The sequence below is a fragment of the Pseudomonas sp. NFX71 genome (genome assembly GCF_048079215.1).
In the GTDB taxonomy this organism is placed as follows: Bacteria; Pseudomonadota; Gammaproteobacteria; order Pseudomonadales; family Pseudomonadaceae; genus Aquipseudomonas; species Aquipseudomonas fluorescens_B.
Genome location: NZ_CP182230.1, coordinates 3,105,023 through 3,120,327, shown reverse-complemented (window position 1 = coordinate 3,120,327; position 15,305 = coordinate 3,105,023). Strand labels below are relative to the sequence as shown.

18 protein-coding genes are annotated in these 15,305 nt (G+C 59.6%); all 18 read right to left on the bottom strand.

The annotated features are described in order from the left end of the window. Window positions 1-71: 71 nt before the first annotated feature. Complete coding sequence (gene bamB / locus ACM1ZW_RS14330) at window positions 72-1,223, bottom strand: outer membrane protein assembly factor BamB (protein WP_017340310.1); 1,152 nt, start codon at window positions 1,221-1,223, stop codon at window positions 72-74. Then, a complete protein-coding gene (locus ACM1ZW_RS14325; protein WP_017340311.1) occupies window positions 1,216-1,857 on the bottom strand; it encodes a tetratricopeptide repeat protein in 642 nt (213 codons plus the stop codon). The genes bamB and ACM1ZW_RS14325 overlap by 8 nt, the downstream gene beginning before the upstream one ends. A 40-nt stretch (window positions 1,858-1,897) precedes the next feature. Next, the gene (hisS, locus tag ACM1ZW_RS14320) at window positions 1,898-3,187 is read right to left on the bottom strand and encodes a histidine--tRNA ligase (RefSeq protein ID WP_008042422.1); all 1,290 of its coding nucleotides are present in this window, start codon (window positions 3,185-3,187) and stop codon (window positions 1,898-1,900) included. Window positions 3,188-3,224: 37 nt separating this feature from the next. Continuing rightward, window positions 3,225-4,334, bottom strand: a complete 1,110-nt coding sequence (ispG, locus tag ACM1ZW_RS14315; RefSeq protein ID WP_416740742.1) for a flavodoxin-dependent (E)-4-hydroxy-3-methylbut-2-enyl-diphosphate synthase — start codon at window positions 4,332-4,334, stop codon at window positions 3,225-3,227. Between the two features lie 3 nt (window positions 4,335-4,337). Continuing rightward, the gene (locus ACM1ZW_RS14310; protein WP_416740741.1) at window positions 4,338-5,372 is read right to left on the bottom strand and encodes a RodZ domain-containing protein; all 1,035 of its coding nucleotides are present in this window, start codon (window positions 5,370-5,372) and stop codon (window positions 4,338-4,340) included. Next, a complete protein-coding gene (gene pilW, locus ACM1ZW_RS14305) occupies window positions 5,372-6,130 on the bottom strand; it encodes a type IV pilus biogenesis/stability protein PilW (RefSeq protein ID WP_017340313.1) in 759 nt (252 codons plus the stop codon). The genes ACM1ZW_RS14310 and pilW overlap by 1 nt, the downstream gene beginning before the upstream one ends. Window positions 6,131-6,147: 17 nt before the next feature. Beyond that, complete coding sequence (rlmN, locus tag ACM1ZW_RS14300; protein ID WP_017340314.1) at window positions 6,148-7,290, bottom strand: 23S rRNA (adenine(2503)-C(2))-methyltransferase RlmN; 1,143 nt, start codon at window positions 7,288-7,290, stop codon at window positions 6,148-6,150. A gap of 28 nt (window positions 7,291-7,318) precedes the next feature. Further along, window positions 7,319-7,744 (bottom strand): nucleoside-diphosphate kinase, encoded by a 426-nt coding sequence (ndk, locus tag ACM1ZW_RS14295; RefSeq protein ID WP_007916882.1) that lies wholly within the window; start codon window positions 7,742-7,744, stop codon window positions 7,319-7,321. 92 nt (window positions 7,745-7,836) lie between these two features. Further along, on the bottom strand, window positions 7,837-8,037 hold the full coding sequence (gene iscX, locus ACM1ZW_RS14290) for a Fe-S cluster assembly protein IscX (protein ID WP_017340315.1): 201 nt from the start codon (window positions 8,035-8,037) through the stop codon (window positions 7,837-7,839). Between the two features lie 14 nt (window positions 8,038-8,051). Then, entirely contained in the window at window positions 8,052-8,393 is a 342-nt protein-coding gene (gene fdx / locus ACM1ZW_RS14285; RefSeq protein ID WP_008014719.1) for an ISC system 2Fe-2S type ferredoxin, read from the bottom strand. Continuing rightward, entirely contained in the window at window positions 8,393-10,258 is a 1,866-nt protein-coding gene (gene hscA / locus ACM1ZW_RS14280; protein ID WP_017340316.1) for a Fe-S protein assembly chaperone HscA, read from the bottom strand. The genes fdx and hscA overlap by 1 nt, the downstream gene beginning before the upstream one ends. Window positions 10,259-10,309: 51 nt before the next feature. After that, on the bottom strand, window positions 10,310-10,831 hold the full coding sequence (gene hscB / locus ACM1ZW_RS14275; RefSeq protein WP_416740740.1) for a co-chaperone HscB: 522 nt from the start codon (window positions 10,829-10,831) through the stop codon (window positions 10,310-10,312). A gap of 8 nt (window positions 10,832-10,839) precedes the next feature. Next, entirely contained in the window at window positions 10,840-11,163 is a 324-nt protein-coding gene (gene iscA, locus ACM1ZW_RS14270) for an iron-sulfur cluster assembly protein IscA (protein WP_007903589.1), read from the bottom strand. 27 nt (window positions 11,164-11,190) lie between these two features. Beyond that, window positions 11,191-11,577 (bottom strand): Fe-S cluster assembly scaffold IscU, encoded by a 387-nt coding sequence (gene iscU / locus ACM1ZW_RS14265; RefSeq protein WP_003443374.1) that lies wholly within the window; start codon window positions 11,575-11,577, stop codon window positions 11,191-11,193. Window positions 11,578-11,662: 85 nt separating this feature from the next. Further along, window positions 11,663-12,877, bottom strand: a complete 1,215-nt coding sequence (locus ACM1ZW_RS14260) for an IscS subfamily cysteine desulfurase (protein WP_017340318.1) — start codon at window positions 12,875-12,877, stop codon at window positions 11,663-11,665. A gap of 50 nt (window positions 12,878-12,927) precedes the next feature. Next, window positions 12,928-13,419, bottom strand: a complete 492-nt coding sequence (gene iscR / locus ACM1ZW_RS14255) for a Fe-S cluster assembly transcriptional regulator IscR (RefSeq protein ID WP_007903581.1) — start codon at window positions 13,417-13,419, stop codon at window positions 12,928-12,930. A 254-nt stretch (window positions 13,420-13,673) separates the two neighbouring features. Continuing rightward, the gene (gene cysE / locus ACM1ZW_RS14250; protein WP_031319081.1) at window positions 13,674-14,450 is read right to left on the bottom strand and encodes a serine O-acetyltransferase; all 777 of its coding nucleotides are present in this window, start codon (window positions 14,448-14,450) and stop codon (window positions 13,674-13,676) included. 2 nt (window positions 14,451-14,452) lie between these two features. Continuing rightward, the gene (trmJ, locus tag ACM1ZW_RS14245; protein WP_008025492.1) at window positions 14,453-15,223 is read right to left on the bottom strand and encodes a tRNA (cytosine(32)/uridine(32)-2'-O)-methyltransferase TrmJ; all 771 of its coding nucleotides are present in this window, start codon (window positions 15,221-15,223) and stop codon (window positions 14,453-14,455) included. Between the last annotated feature and the right edge of the window lie 82 nt (window positions 15,224-15,305).

Sequence of the window (15,305 nt, the reverse complement as noted above, 5' to 3'; positions counted from 1 at the left end):
GGGCAGCGTTTGAAAACGCTGCGAGCCCCGCAGAACGGGGCCGCTTGGGGGTTAAACCCCAAGCATAGTCCTTACTTGATGGTCAGGGCTTCCAGTTTGCCGCTGTTGCCATACAGATAAATCGTGTCACCCACCACCAGCGGACGGGCACGCAGGCCGTCGCTGTCGATGCGCTCGCGGCCGACAAAGCGACCGTCCACCTGGCTCAGCAGGTGCACGTAGCCTTCCATGTCACCGACCGCAACATAGCTGGAGAACACTTCCGGAGCCGACAGTTGACGGCGAGCCAGCGAATCGTTGCTCCACAAAGCCGTGGTGGAACGCTCGTCGACGCCTTCAACGGTGCCCGAAGACAGGCTCACATAAACAGTGCCGAAACCCTGGGCCACGCCGGCGTAGCTGGAAGCATCACGCTGCCAGAGTTGACGCCCGCTTTCCAGGTCCAGTGCCGCAACGCGACCCTGATAACTGGCGACATACAGCGTACCGCCGGACAGCAGCAAGCCACCGTCGATATCGACAACACGCTCCAGCTCCGAACGACCTTGTGGAATCGCTACCCGCTGTTCCCACACCGGCACGCCGTTGGAGATATCGAGCGCGACCACTTTACCGGTCGACAAACCAGCCACCGCGAGGCGGTTGGTGACGATCGGCGCACTGGTGCCACGCAGGGTCAGGACGGCAGGCGTGCTGTCATACAACCAGCGCTGGTTGCCGGTAGCGGCATCCAGACCGATCAGACGGTCGTCCTGAGTCTGGACCACCACCACGTCACCGTTGTTGGCCGGCGGTGCGAGGACTTCGCTGGACACGCGAGCGCGCCATTTCTCTTCACCGTTGGTAGCGTCCATGGCAACGATTTCGCCCTTGGTCGTACCGATCACGAGCAAGCCGTAACCCACGCCAACGGCGCCGGAAACAGGCAGTTCGAGGTCTTTCTTCCATTTGACGTCGCCATTGCTGCGATCCATCGCCATCACCACGCCGGTGACGTCGGCGGCATAGATGGTATCGCCATCGATCGCCGGAACCAGCATGTTGTAGGTTTCGCCCTGACCGTCACCGATCGAACGACTCCACTGCTTTTGCAGGACCACTTCTTCTTTGAAGTCGACCAGCTCGGCAGGCGGCAATTCTTTTTTGCTGTTGCTGCTGCAACCCGCGGCCAATACGGCCAGAGCCAGCAATGCTGCATGTTTCCAACGGATCACGTCACGCATCCCCTTTGGCCAGATCGTCCAGCTTGATTTGTAGGCCACCGACTGCCGCTTCATCCGACAGTGCCGCCTTGGCTTTTTGATACGCAGCGTTCGCTTCATCGGTACGACCCAACTGCACCAGCAGGTCGCCCTTGAGTTCTTCGCGAGTGGCGAGGAATGCTTTATCGGCATCGCCTTCGAGCAGTTTCAGGGCTTCATCGGCCTTGTTCTGCGCGGCCAGTACCTGCGCCAGGCGCTGACGGGCGATTTCACCCAGTGCCGGGTTGGCCGGTTTGGCAACGATGGCTTTCAGCTCGGTGGCAGCGTCGTCCAGCTTGCCGCTGTCGACCGCGACTTTCGCCACGAACAGGCTGCCGTACTGCGCGTAGGCGGTGCCGCCGAACTCGCTGTTAAGCTTGCCGGCCAGGTCCGAAACACGGGCGGCGTCAGGCTTGCCGTCAGGCGTCAGCGTGGTTTCGAGCAATTGCTGATAGAGAATCGAGGCGCTTTGCGACTGATTGCTCTGATACTTGTGATAGGCCTGCCAGCCGAACACGATGACCAGCGCCAACAGGCCGCCAGTGACCAGGGGCTTGCCGTTGCGTGACCACCAGTCCTTAAAATCCGCCAGCTGTTCGTCTTCGGTACTCGACACCCCAATACTCCTTAATCGCTAAATCGGCTGTTTGACAGCTTCAACCCTGCACGACGCAGGTGGCCAGGTGTGCAGCAAGCGCATCCCAGGCAATGCTTTGTTGTTCGCCCTGGCCACGCAGGGGTTTGAAACCTACCACTTGCTGGGCCATTTCGTCGTCACCGAGGATCAGCGCGTACAGCGCACCGCTCTTGTCGGCCTTCTTGAACTGGCTTTTGAAGCTGCCGGCGCCGGCATTGATCTGCAGGCGCAGGTTGGGCAATTGATCGCGAACCTTTTCGCTCAACGTCAGCGCAGCCAACTCGGCAGCCTCGCCGAATGCGCAAAGATAGACGTCGACCTGACGGGAGATCTCTTCCGGGATCTGCTCCAGGGTTTCCAGCAGCAGCACGAGGCGCTCGATGCCCATGGCGAAACCGACGCCCGGGGTCGGCTTGCCGCCCATCTGCTCCACCAGACCGTCGTAACGACCGCCGGCACACACGGTGCCTTGAGCGCCCAACTTGTCGGTGACCCATTCGAAAACGGTCTTGCTGTAGTAATCCAGCCCGCGAACCAGCTTCGGGTTGATCACATAAGGAATGCCGGCGGCGTCCAGGCGAGCCTTGAGCCCCTCGAAGTGCACGCGGGATTCGTCATCGAGGTAGTCGGCCATTTTTGGCGCGTCGACCAGGATCGCTTGAGTGTCGGCGTTCTTGGTGTCCAGAACCCGCAGCGGGTTGGTCTTTAGACGGCGCTGACTGTCTTCGTCGAGCTTGTCCAGGTGAGCGGACAGGAACTCGACCAGCGCTTCGCGATAACGACCGCGGGATTCGCTGGTGCCCAGGCTGTTGAGCTCGAGCTTGACTGCATCACGGATACCCAGCTCGCCCCACAGGCGCCAGGTCAGCACGATCAGCTCGGCGTCGATGTCCGGACCGTCGAGGTTGAACACCTCGACACCGATCTGGTGGAACTGGCGATAACGGCCTTTCTGCGGACGTTCGTGGCGGAACATCGGGCCGATGTACCAGAGTTTCTGCACCTGGCCACCGCCGGTGATGCCGTGCTCGAGCACCGCACGCACGCAGGCCGCCGTGCCTTCGGGACGCAGGGTCAGCGAATCGCCGTTGCGGTCTTCGAAGGTGTACATCTCTTTTTCGACGATGTCCGTCACTTCGCCGATCGAGCGCTTGAACAGCTCGGTGAACTCGACGATCGGCATGCGGATCTGCTTGTAACCGTAGTTATCCAGCAGACGCGAAACGGTGCCCTCGAAATGACGCCACAGGGGAGTCTGTTCGGGCAGGATGTCGTTCATGCCACGTATGGCTTGCAGAGACTTGCTCACTATCAATCCTTAAATTTGTCCGGCTCTTTAGTCAGGCTCAGCCACGCGCAATAACGGCAGCGTCGGCTTCGACCTTTTCGGCCGCTTTCTGGCGGATCAAGCGTTCGAGCTCATCCACCAGATTGTCATTCGTCAGTTTCTGCGACGGCTTGCCGTCGATGTAAATCAGGTTTGGCGTGCCGCCGGTCAAGCCGATATGGGCTTCCTTGGCTTCGCCCGGCCCGTTGACCACGCATCCGATGACCGCGACATCCAGCGGCACCAGCAAGTCTTCGAGGCGCCCTTCCAGCTCGTTCATGGTTTTGACCACATCGAAGTTCTGCCGCGAGCAGCTCGGGCAGGCGATGAAGTTGATGCCACGGGAACGCAGGTGCAGGGATTTGAGAATGTCGTAGCCGACTTTCACTTCCTCGACCGGGTCGGCCGCCAACGAGATGCGGATAGTATCGCCAATCCCTTCGGCGAGCAGCATACCGAGGCCCACGGCAGATTTCACCGTGCCGGAACGCAAACCACCGGCTTCGGTGATGCCCAGGTGCAGCGGCTGGACGATTTCCTTGGCCAGCAAGCGGTAGGCGGCGACGGCCATGAACACGTCGGACGCTTTCACGCTGACCTTGAAGTCCTGGAAGTTCAGGCGTTCGAGGTGTTCGACGTGACGCAGGGCGGACTCGACCAGCGCGGCCGGGGTCGGCTCGCCGTATTTCTTTTGCAGGTCTTTTTCCAGGGAACCGGCGTTGACGCCGATGCGGATCGGAATCCCGCGGTCACGGGCGGCATCGACCACCGCACGCACGCGGTCTTCACGACCGATGTTGCCCGGGTTGATCCGCAAGCAGTCAACGCCCAGTTCGGCGACGCGCAGCGCGATCTTGTAGTCGAAGTGAATGTCGGCCACCAGCGGCACTTTGACCAGTTGCTTGATCTTGCCGAAGGCTTCGGCGGCGTCCATGTCCGGCACGGAAACCCGCACGATATCGACACCAGCGGCTTCCAGACGATTGATCTGGGCCACGGTGGCGACGACGTCATTGGTGTCGCTGTTGGTCATGCTCTGCACAGCGATGGGCGCATCGCCGCCAACAGGCACGTTACCGACCCAGATTTTCCGGGATTCGCGACGCTTGATTGGAGATTCGCCGTGCATGACTTATTGACCCAACTTCAGGCGAGCAGTCTCGCCACTGGTGAACGGAGCGACATCGACCACCTGCCCGTTGTAGCTGACCTGCGCGCCACGGGCGAAGCCCAGGCGCACGGCAAACGGCGGCTTGCCGCTGACGGTAACGTTTTCGCCTTTACGCTTGAGACCACTGAGCAGCACTTTGCCAGTGCCGTCGGTAACCTGGGTCCAGCAATCGGCAGTGAATTGCAGTTGAACCTGACCCTGGCCGGCAGCTGGAGCAGCCGCCGCAGGAGCGGGAATGGTCGGCGTGACCGAAGCGCTCGCAGGCGGGGTCGATACCACAGGTGCCGTCGGAGCTGGCGCTACCGGCGTCGAGACAACCGGCGCGGTGCTGTGCGCCGGTGCAGCAGGTGCCGGGGCAACCGGTGCGGTTGGAGCAGTTGCTGGCGCAGTGGCTTCAGGTTCGGCTGCTGCTTCAGTGGAATTCTCGACTTGCGGCAATGCCAGCGACGTCGTGCCTTGCGCCTGACCTTCCACGACAGCCTGGTCTTCCGGCTCGTCCAGCGGATGGATCTGGGTGGTGCCGTCGGCGCCTTCGACTTCAACGTGTTCCGGGCTCAGGCTGACCTGCTCTTTGCTGCGCAAGGAGGTCTGATCCTGCCACCAGACAAAACCACCACCGATCACCGCAATCAGCAGCAACAGGCTGACGATTCGCAAAATGGTGTGGGAAACGCGGACAGGTTCTTCGATGCGACCCAGGCTATGGACGTTGCTGCCCTGGGAGTCGGTGCCGGTGGATTGGTCGAACTGCTGAACCAGAACGGTCTGGTCCATGCCCAGCAATTTGGCATAGGCGCGAATATAACCGCGGGCAAAGGTATGCCCAGGCAGCTTGTCGAAAGCGCCGGCTTCAAGATTGCTCAGGGAATTGACGGTGAGGTTGAGCTTGAGGGCCACTTCGGCCAGCGACCAGCCATTGCTTTCGCGGGCCTGGCGCAAAGTCTCACCGGGGTTAACGCGATTCGCTGCTACAACTTCGGGATGCGCCGCTTTCATCATTGCTCCGACAGGTATTGCTGATATTCCGGCGTACCGGGATAGAGTCGTTTTAGTTGCAGGCCAAAACTGGCGGCCTTGTCGCGATCTTCGAACACTTTTGCCAGCCGAACGCCGAGCAATAGACTACGTGCATTTTGCTCGGTGAGCAGGCTAAAACGGTCGTAATAGTCACGCGCGGGCACATAATGCCTGTCTTCGTAAGACAACTCAGCCATTTCCAGCAATGCACGTGGCTGTTGGCGGTTCAAACGCAGGGCTTTTTCCAGTTGCTGCCGGGCCAGATCACGCTGGCCAAGCTTGGAAGCGGTCATGCCCAGGTTCTCGAACACCCTTGAACGCTCAGGATACAGGGTATCGGCGGCGGCCTGTTCGAAGCGCTCGTAAGCCTCTTTGTAACGTTTCTGCTCGAAAAGAAAACTGCCGTAATTATTCAGGATGCGTGCATCGCCAGAACGGGAGGACAGCGCCTTGCGAAAATGCTCGTCCGCCAGCTCCGGCTCCATCTCGGCCTGAAACACCAGACCCAAAGCGGCGTTGGCGTCAGGGTCCGAGCTGTCCAGCTCCAAGGCCTTTTTCAGTGGGACCTTGGCGCGTTCGGTCATGCCCTGCTGCAAGTAGCCCAGGCCCAGTTGCACATAGGCGACACGCGCTTCGTCGCGGCCCTTGCTGGTCTTCATCGGGTTGAAATCGCCCGACAGGACGCAGCCAGTACAAAGACTGGCCAACAGCACAAGCAGCGCGAAGCGCAGGGACATAGAGATCCTCTCTTGAGTTATTTCGCGGCGTTTTGCGCCATATCGCTGTCGGCGCTCAACTCGCGCACGGCAATATAACGTTCGCTGCGACGGGTGCGATCCAGCACCTGCCCTACCAATTGGCCACACGCGGCATCGATGTCTTCACCGCGAGTGGTGCGTACGGTGACGTTGAAACCTGCATGGTGAAGCTGATCCTGGAACCGGCGAATCGCGTTGTTGCTCGGGCGCTCGTAACCGGAATGCGGGAACGGGTTGAACGGAATCAGGTTGATCTTGCACGGGATGTTCTTGAGCAGCTCGATCATCTCGACCGCGTGCTCGACCTTGTCATTGATGTCCTTGAGCAAGGTGTACTCGATGGTCAGCACGCGTTTTTCGCCCAGGGACGACATGTAGCGCTGGCACGACTCGAGGAGCATCTTAAGCGGATATTTCTTGTTGATCGGCACCAATTGGTTACGCAATGCGTCGTTCGGTGCGTGCAGGGACAACGCCAGGGAGACGTCGATGTGCTTGGACAGCTCATCGATCATCGGCACCACGCCGGAGGTCGACAGGGTCACGCGGCGCTTGGAAATGCCGTAGCCCAGATCGTCCATCATCAGATGCATGGCCGCAACGACGTTGTCGAAGTTCAGCAGCGGCTCGCCCATGCCCATCATCACCACGTTGGTGATGGCACGGTCGGCGGTCGCCGGGATGCTGCCAAACGATTTATTGGCAATCCACACCTGGCCGATGACTTCGGCGGCGGTGAGGTTGCTGTTGAAACCTTGCTTGCCGGTGGAGCAGAAGCTGCAATCCAGGGCACAGCCTGCCTGGGACGAAACGCACAACGTGCCGCGTTTGCCCTGGGGAATGTAAACGGTCTCGACGCAGCTGCCGGACGCCACGCGCACCACCCACTTACGGGTGCCGTCGGTGGAAATGTCCTCGCTGACGACTTCAGGACCGCGAACTTCGGCAATAGCCTTGAGCTTGTCGCGCAAGGCCTTGCTGACGTTCGTCATGGCGTCGAAATCATCGACGCCAAGGTGGTGAATCCATTTCATTACCTGACCGGCACGGAAACGCTTCTCCCCGATCGAGTCGAAGAATTTTTCCATTTCCTGTTGAGTCAGACCCAGCAGGTTGGTTTTTACAGTCGATGTAGTCATGGATTCACCTTCACTCTTAAGCCAATGCTTAGCGAGTGGTTACTTCAGTAGCTGCGAAGAAGTACGAGATTTCGCGAGCAGCAGCGGCTTCGGAGTCCGAGCCGTGTACAGCGTTGGCATCGATGGAATCAGCGAAGTCAGCACGGATGGTGCCGGCAGCAGCTTCTTTAGGGTTGGTAGCGCCCATCAGCTCACGGTTCAGAGCGATAGCGTTTTCGCCTTCCAGAACCTGAACGACAACCGGGCCGGAGATCATGAAAGCAACCAGGTCGCCGAAGAAACCGCGAGCGCTGTGCTCAGCGTAGAAGCCTTCAGCTTCGGCTTTGGACAGTTGCTTCAGTTTCGAAGCTACAACGCGCAGGCCTGCTTTTTCGAAACGAGTGGTGATCTCGCCGATGACGTTTTTTGCAACAGCGTCAGGCTTGATGATGGAGAAAGTACGTTGAACAGCCATGGTGTAACTCCAGAAACGGTAATTTGTGAAAAATTAAACCCGCGAATTATACGCGGGTTCTTGGGTATTGCCTAACTGCGTACGGTGCAGACTCAGTCTGCTTCTTCGATCCAGGCGGCCTGAATGGCTTCAAGCACCTTCTCGCCACCGCGTGTCGGATCATCACTGAACTCCGGCAATGCCAGCACCCATTTGTGCAGATCGACGAAGTTCACGTAACGCGGGTCCACTTCCGGCTTGGATTCAGCCAGCTGGATCGCGATTTCCAGCACATCAACCCATTTCAGACTCATGACAGTTCCTTGAATCAGTGCGGCGCTTCGGCGGCATGGTTGAGCGAGTATTTCGGAATTTCGACAGTCAGGTCTTCAGTCCCGACGATCGCCTGACAGCCTAGACGCGATTGCGCTTCCAGACCCCAGGCCCGATCAAGAAAGTCTTCCTCCAGCTCATCAGCCTCTTCCAGCGAGTCAAAACCTTCGCGGATGATGCAGTGACAAGTGGTGCAGGCGCAGACGCCGCCGCAGGCACTTTCCATCTCGATGTGGTGTTCATGGGCCAGCTCGAGAATGGAGATGCCGGGCTCAGCCTCGACAACCATGCCTTCCGGGCAGAACTTCTCGTGGGGCAGAAAAATGACCTGCGGCATCAGTTATCCTCGATTTCATTCAGGTTGCGCCCCGCCAGCGCGGCTTTCACCGTCGAGTCCAGGCGGCGGGCAGCAAAGGCATCGGTCACTTGCGACAGACGCTTGGTCTGCTGCTCGATGGCGTAACCATCGGTACCTTTCATCAGTTCGGTCAGTTCCTGCATCTGCAGTTCGATGACCATGCGCTCTTCGGCGTCGAGCAAACGCTCGCCGTCAGCCTCGAGGGCGGCTTGCACCGCTTCGATCAGGCGCTGGGCATCAACCTGCTGCTCCCGCAATACGCGAGCGACCTTGTCGTCATTGGCGTGCTGGAACGAATCCTTGAGCATCTTGGCGATTTCGCCGTCGGTCAGGCCGTAGGATGGCTTGACCTGAATGCTGGCTTCAACGCCCGAACCCAATTCACGGGCCGAAACGCTGAGCAGACCGTCGGCATCGACCTGGAAGGTCACGCGAATCTTCGCCGCACCGGCCACCATCGCCGGAATACCGCGCAATTCGAAGCGCGCCAGGGAGCGGCAATCGCTGATCAGCTCGCGCTCGCCCTGCAATACGTGAATCGCCATGGCCGACTGGCCATCTTTGTACGTGGTGAAGTCCTGGGCACGAGCGACGGGGATGGTGGTGTTGCGCGGAATCACCTTCTCCATCAGGCCGCCCATGGTTTCCAGCCCCAGGGACAACGGAATCACGTCAAGCAACAACAGTTCGCCACCATCGCGTTTGTTACCGGCCAGCGTATCGGCCTGGATCGCGGCACCGATGGCCACCACTTGATCCGGATCGATTTCAGTCAGCGGCTGGCGACCAAAGGCTTCAGCGACCGCCTCGCGAACGCGAGGTACGCGGGTCGAACCGCCGACCATGACCACAGCGTGCACTTCTTCCAGCTCGATGCCGGAATCTCGCACTGCACGGCGGCAGGCTTTCAGGCTGCGAGCGACCATCGGCTCGATCAGCGCATTGAAGGCTTCGCGGGTCAGTTCGGCTTTCCAGTCGCCATAAGCGACTTCTACGGCAGCAGCATTGGTCAGCGCTTCTTTGGCCGCGCAAGCGGTTTGCAGCAGGTTGCGCTGTGCACCCGGGTCGAGGTCGGCGGACAAACCGGCGCTCTCGATGATCCAGCCAGCGATCGCGTGGTCAAAGTCATCGCCGCCCAGGGCACTGTCGCCGCCGGTGGCCAGCACTTCGAACACACCGCCGGTCAGGCGCAGAATCGAAATATCGAAAGTACCGCCGCCCAGGTCATAAATCGCGACCAGGCCTTCAGCATGCTGATCCAGACCGTAGGCCACCGCCGCAGCGGTCGGCTCATTGAGCAAACGCAGCACGTTCAGGCCGGCCAGTTTGGCCGCATCCTTGGTGGCTTGACGCTGAGCATCGTCGAAATAGGCCGGGACGGTGATCACCGCACCGACCAGCTCGCCACCCAAGGTCGCTTCAGCGCGCTGACGCAGCACCTTGAGGATATCGGCGGAGACTTCGACCGGGCTTTTCGGGCCCTGGATGGTGTCGATGAACGGCATGTGCGATTCGCCGCCGACAAAGCGGTACGGCAGTTGATCGCCCAATTGCTTGACGTCGGACAGACCACGACCCATCAAGCGCTTGACCGACAGCACGGTGTTCAACGGATCGGTAGCGGCAGCCAGCTTGGCGGACTCGCCCACTTCGACGCGATCGGCGTGATAGCGCACGGCAGACGGCAGGATGACTTGCCCGTCAGCGTCGGCCAGGGGCTCGGAAAGACCACTGCGCAATGCAGCGACCAGCGAATTGGTAGTGCCCAAGTCGATCCCCACAGCCAGACGACGCTGGTGCGGTTGAGGACTTTGGCCGGGTTCGGCGATCTGCAGTAGGGCCATCGTGATCAGGACTTATCTGTATATCAGGCGTGCGACCGGAGCGGCACTGGGTTAATCGTCGAGGCGCTCTTCTAACTGGCGCACTTCGTAGGTGAGCTTGTCGAGGAACTGCATGCGCCGCATCAGGCGTTCGGCCTGCTCACGTTGCGCTGCGTCATTCCAACAGGCTGCGAAGCTTTGGTTCAGTTCTTCCTGAGCGGTTTTCAGGCGACGCTTGAACGCTGCAATACCGGCCATGTCGGCACTGTCTTGCAGGTCTTCGAGCTCTTCACGCAGCTCCATCTGCTGCAGGAGAAACGCCGGATCATGCACCGTGACCTCCAGCGGCAGCTCGCCACCATTCAGGGCGAGCAGGTATCGCGCGCGCTTCGGGGGGCTTTTGAGCGTCTGGTAGGCCTCGTTGAGGCTCGCGGATTGCTCTAGCGCCAGCCGTTGCTCGCGCTCGGAAGCGTCCGCAAAACGGTCCGGATGAACACTGCGCGCCAACTCACGGTAGCGCGTAGCCAGCTGCTCGAGGTCCAGATTGAAACTCGGTTGCAGCTCGAATAAAGCGAAATGACAAGGAGTACCCACAAGAAGCCTCAGATATTGAAGCTTTCGCCGCAGCCACATTCACCGCGTACGTTGGGGTTGTTGAACTTGAAGCCTTCGTTCAACCCTTCCTTGACGAAATCGAGCTCGGTGCCGTCCAGGTAGGCCAGGCTTTTCGGGTCGATGATCACTTTTTCGCCGTGACTTTCGAACACCTGATCCTCTGCAACCACCTCGTCGACAAACTCCAGCACGTAGGCAAGGCCGGAACAGCCCGTGGTGCGAACACCCAGACGAATCCCTTCACCTTTGCCGCGCCCATTGAGGGAGCGTCGCACGTGTTGAGCAGCCGCTTCTGTCATGCTGATAGCCATCGGTGACTCCTTACTCGTCGCCAAAAATCAGATCAAGCCTTTCTTCTGCTTGTAGTCGCGAACGGCCGCTTTGATAGCGTCTTCAGCAAGTACGGAGCAGTGAATTTTCACTGGCGGCAGGGCCAGTTCTTCGGCCAGTTGAGTGTTCTTGATGGTCTCTGCTTCATCCAGAGTCTTGCCTTTCATCCACTCGGTCGCCAGGGAGCTGGAGGCGATAGCCGAACCGCAACCGTAGGTCTTGAACTTGGCGTCTTCGATGATGCCTTGCTCGTTGACCTTGATCTGCAGGCGCATCACGTCGCCGCACGCCGGGGCGCCGACCATGCCGGTGCCGACATCCGGGTCTTCGGCGTCCATCTTGCCGACGTTACGCGGGTTTTCGTAGTGGTCGATGACCTTTTCGCTGTAAGCCATGATTCTTAATCCTCACTCATCAGAGAGTCGCTCTTGAAGCCCTGGGAACCTGGGTTCGACAGGGCCGGTTTGCGGCGACTTGAAATCAGTGTGCCGCCCACTCGATTTTCGAAATGTCGACACCGTCTTTGTACATGTCCCACAGCGGCGACAGAGCGCGCAGCTTGGTAACGGCCTCGCAGACTTTCTGCGCGGCGTAGTCGATTTCTTCTTCGGTAGTGAAACGACCGAAGGTGAAGCGGATCGAGCTGTGTGCCAGTTCGTCGTTGCGGCCCAGGGCGCGCAGTACGTACGAAGGCTCCAGCGAAGCCGAGGTGCAGGCCGAACCGGACGAAACCGCCAGATCCTTGAGCGCCATGATCAGCGACTCGCCTTCAACGTAGTTGAAGCTCAGGTTCAGGTTGTGCGGAACGCGGGCGGTCATGCTGCCGTTGACGTACAGCTCTTCCAGGTCTTCGACCTGCTTGAAGAAACGGTCGCTCAGGGCTTTGATGCGTACGTTCTCGGCAGCCATGTCTTCCTTGGCTACGCGGAAGGCTTCGCCCATGCCGACGATCTGGTGGGTCGCCAGGGTGCCGGAACGCATGCCGCGCTCGTGACCGCCGCCGTGCATGGTCGCTTCGATGCGCACACGCGGCTTGCGGCTGACGTACAGCGCGCCGATGCCTTTAGGGCCGTAGGTCTTGTGGGCGGAGAACGACATCATGTCGACTTTCAGTTTCTGCAGGTCGATCTCGACCTTGCCAGTGGACTGAGCGGCATCGACGTGGAACAGGATGCCCTTGGAGCGGGTCAGTTCGCCGATGGCTGCGATGTCGTTGATGGTGCCGATTTCGTTGTTCACGTGCATGACCGAAACCAGGATGGTGTCGTCACGCAGCGCTGCTTCGATCATCGCTGGCGTAATCAGGCCATCGGTCTGCGGCTCGAGGTAGGTCACTTCGAAGCCTTCACGCTCCAGTTGGCGCATGGTGTCGAGGACAGCCTTGTGCTCAATCTTGGTGGTGATCAGGTGTTTGCCTTTGGTCGCATAGAAATGCGCCGCACCCTTGATTGCCAGGTTGTCGGACTCGGTGGCGCCGGAGGTCCAGACGATTTCGCGCGGGTCGGCGTTGACCAGGTCTGCGACCTGACGACGGGCGTTTTCGACGGACTCTTCAGCTTTCCAGCCGAACACGTGGGAACGGGACGCCGGGTTACCGAAGTTTCCGTCGACCAGCAGGCATTCACTCATTTTTTGCGCAACACGCGGATCAACCGGGGTGGTCGCAGAGTAATCAAGGTAAATCGGCAATTTCATGGACTATCTCCTAAATCAGGCTGGCTGGCGTGCCGCTAGCTCTTTGGCTGTCATTCGACGGCGGACGCTTCAATCTTGTCCAGGCGTGGCGCCTTGCTGTTGCAACGGCGCTGGTCCTGACGCTGGGCTACTTCTTGTACCTCACGGCGAGTGACAAGATCAGCCAAGCTGATACCGCTCAGAAACTCGTGAATCTGCAGGCTCAGGTCGCACCACAAGTGGTGAGTCAGGCAGGTGTCGCCTTGATGGCAATCGCCCTGGCCCTGGCACTTGGTCGCATCGACCGATTCGTTTACCGCATCGATCACCTGGGCGACCTGGATGCCCTGCATGTCGCGGGACAGCTGATAGCCGCCGCCGGGACCGCGGACGCTGGACACCAGATTGCTGCGGCGCAATTTGGCGAACAGCTGTTCGAGGTAGGACAGGGAGATGCCTTGGCGCTCGGAGATATCGGCCAGGGACACCGGCCCGTGCTGCGCGTGCAACGCCAGATCGAGCATGGCGGTCACGGCGTATCGGCCTTTTGTAGTCAGTCGCATGGACAATTACCACGGAGTTCGGAATGGGGCGAGTATGCAATTCCCGAGTATTTAAGTCAACTATAAGACCTAGTACTTTAGTCAGGTTTACCCGCAAAAGAGCGGCAGCATCATAGCAGGGTCCGCGGCTTAATGGCACACCGGCCGGCGTACTGCACCTTTCTGAATACGACCCCCTGTAGGAGCTGCCCGGGGCTGCGATCTTTTGTTTTTCAAGATCAACAGATCGCAGCCTTCGCAGCTCCTACGGAGAATCAGCTGGCCTGGCTCTGATCCTTGTCCTTCACACACGCAAAGTCTTCTTCGCGCAGCTCAGGCAGATCTTTCGCACAATAATTACTGCCCAGGTCCTTCAGCGCCCCGCACATCCCCTCCAGACGCCCATCAACCGCCTGCAAGTGATCGAGCAACTGATTGATGGCGCGAGCCACCGGGTCCGGCATGTCTTCGCCGACACCGTAAGCGTCAAAGCCGATCTTCTCGGCCATGGCCTTGCGCTTGGCGTCCTGCTCTTCATCGGACTTGACGATGATCCGCCCCGGAATGCCGACCACTGTCGCACCGGCCGGCACAGCCTTGGTCACCACGGCGTTGGAACCGACCTTGGCTCCCGCGCCGACGGTGAACGGGCCGAGCACCTTGGCACCCGCCCCCACCACAACGCCATCTTCCAGCGTCGGGTGACGCTTGCCTTTATTCCAGCTGGTGCCACCGAGCGTCACACCCTGATAAAGGGTGACGTCATTGCCGATCTCGGCGGTCTCACCGATGACAATGCCCATGCCGTGGTCAATAAAGAAACGGCGACCCACCTTGGCCCCCGGATGAATCTCGATCCCAGTCAACCAGCGACCGAAGTTCGACACCAGCCGCGCCAGCCATTTCAGGTCCGCCCGCCACAACATCGAGGACAAACGATGGATCCAGATGGCGTGCATGCCCGGGTAGCAAGTCAGGACTTCAAAAGCGTTACGCGCCGCCGGGTCACGATGGAAAACACTCTGGATATCTTCACGCAAACGCTCGAACATCATTAATCCTTCCGCTTTAGAAGCTCGCCACGGGCCGCTTTCTGGGTTTCCGTGAGGATGCCACGCAATATATTCATTTCCGCCCGGCTGACCGAGCTTCGTCCGTACAACCGACGCAGGCGCGCCATCAAGTGCCGTGGCTTTTCCGGATCGAGGAATTCGATGGCCACCAGGGTTTGCTCCAGGTGTTCATAGAATCGCTCCAGCTCATCCATGGTCGCCAGCTCAGCGCTTTTGACGGAGGCCACTTCTTCCTTCTCGACCTTGCTCGGCTGGCCTTGGGCCGCGAGCCAGGACATGCGCACTTCATAACTCAACACCTGCACCGCTGCCCCAAGGTTCAGCGAGCTGAACTCAGGGTCTGATGGGATGTGCACGTGATAATGACATCGCTGCAGCTCTTCATTGGTCAGGCCGGAATCTTCACGACCAAAGACCAAAGCGATTTCGGCGCCCTGCCCCGCCTCCTCGACCACTTTCGTCCCGCATTCGCGTGGATCGAGCAGCGGCCAGGGAATGCGTCGGTCACGAGCGCTGGTACCGAGCACCAGATTGCAGCCAACCAACGCATCTTCCAAGGTGGCGACGACTTGCGCGTTTTCAAGGATGTCCCCGGCGCCGGAGGCACGGGCATCCGCCTCGTGGTGCGGGAACAGCCGTGGTTCGACCAGCACCAGCCGCGACAGGCCCATGTTCTTCATGGCGCGCGCAGCCCCTCCGATATTGCCGGGGTGGCTGGTATTGACCAGGACGACACGAATGTTTTGCAGCACGGGAGGCGTTCTCGAACACAATAAAGGGGAGCCGAATCTTACAGCGCCGACTACCGTTAAGCTACGAAAGCGAACACCGACC

What these genes read in the sequence shown, in the direction of transcription:
- iscR (WP_007903581.1), bottom strand. Translation starts at nt 13,419, where the DNA reads ATGCGACTGACTACAAAAGGCCGATACGCCGTGACCGCCATGCTCGAT.
- cysE (WP_031319081.1), bottom strand. Translation starts at nt 14,450, where the DNA reads ATGTTCGAGCGTTTGCGTGAAGATATCCAGAGTGTTTTCCATCGTGAC.
- bamB (WP_017340310.1), bottom strand. Translation starts at nt 1,223, where the DNA reads ATGCGTGACGTGATCCGTTGGAAACATGCAGCATTGCTGGCTCTGGCC.
- ACM1ZW_RS14310 (WP_416740741.1), bottom strand. Translation starts at nt 5,372, where the DNA reads ATGAAAGCGGCGCATCCCGAAGTTGTAGCAGCGAATCGCGTTAACCCC.
- pilW (WP_017340313.1), bottom strand. Translation starts at nt 6,130, where the DNA reads ATGTCCCTGCGCTTCGCGCTGCTTGTGCTGTTGGCCAGTCTTTGTACT.
- hscA (WP_017340316.1), bottom strand. Translation starts at nt 10,258, where the DNA reads ATGGCCCTACTGCAGATCGCCGAACCCGGCCAAAGTCCTCAACCGCAC.
- rlmN (WP_017340314.1), bottom strand. Translation starts at nt 7,290, where the DNA reads ATGACTACATCGACTGTAAAAACCAACCTGCTGGGTCTGACTCAACAG.
- fdx (WP_008014719.1), bottom strand. Translation starts at nt 8,393, where the DNA reads ATGCCGCAGGTCATTTTTCTGCCCCACGAGAAGTTCTGCCCGGAAGGC.
- ACM1ZW_RS14260 (WP_017340318.1), bottom strand. Translation starts at nt 12,877, where the DNA reads ATGAAATTGCCGATTTACCTTGATTACTCTGCGACCACCCCGGTTGAT.
- iscX (WP_017340315.1), bottom strand. Translation starts at nt 8,037, where the DNA reads ATGAGTCTGAAATGGGTTGATGTGCTGGAAATCGCGATCCAGCTGGCT.
- iscU (WP_003443374.1), bottom strand. Translation starts at nt 11,577, where the DNA reads ATGGCTTACAGCGAAAAGGTCATCGACCACTACGAAAACCCGCGTAAC.
- ndk (WP_007916882.1), bottom strand. Translation starts at nt 7,744, where the DNA reads ATGGCTGTTCAACGTACTTTCTCCATCATCAAGCCTGACGCTGTTGCA.
- ispG (WP_416740742.1), bottom strand. Translation starts at nt 4,334, where the DNA reads ATGCACGGCGAATCTCCAATCAAGCGTCGCGAATCCCGGAAAATCTGG.
- iscA (WP_007903589.1), bottom strand. Translation starts at nt 11,163, where the DNA reads ATGGCTATCAGCATGACAGAAGCGGCTGCTCAACACGTGCGACGCTCC.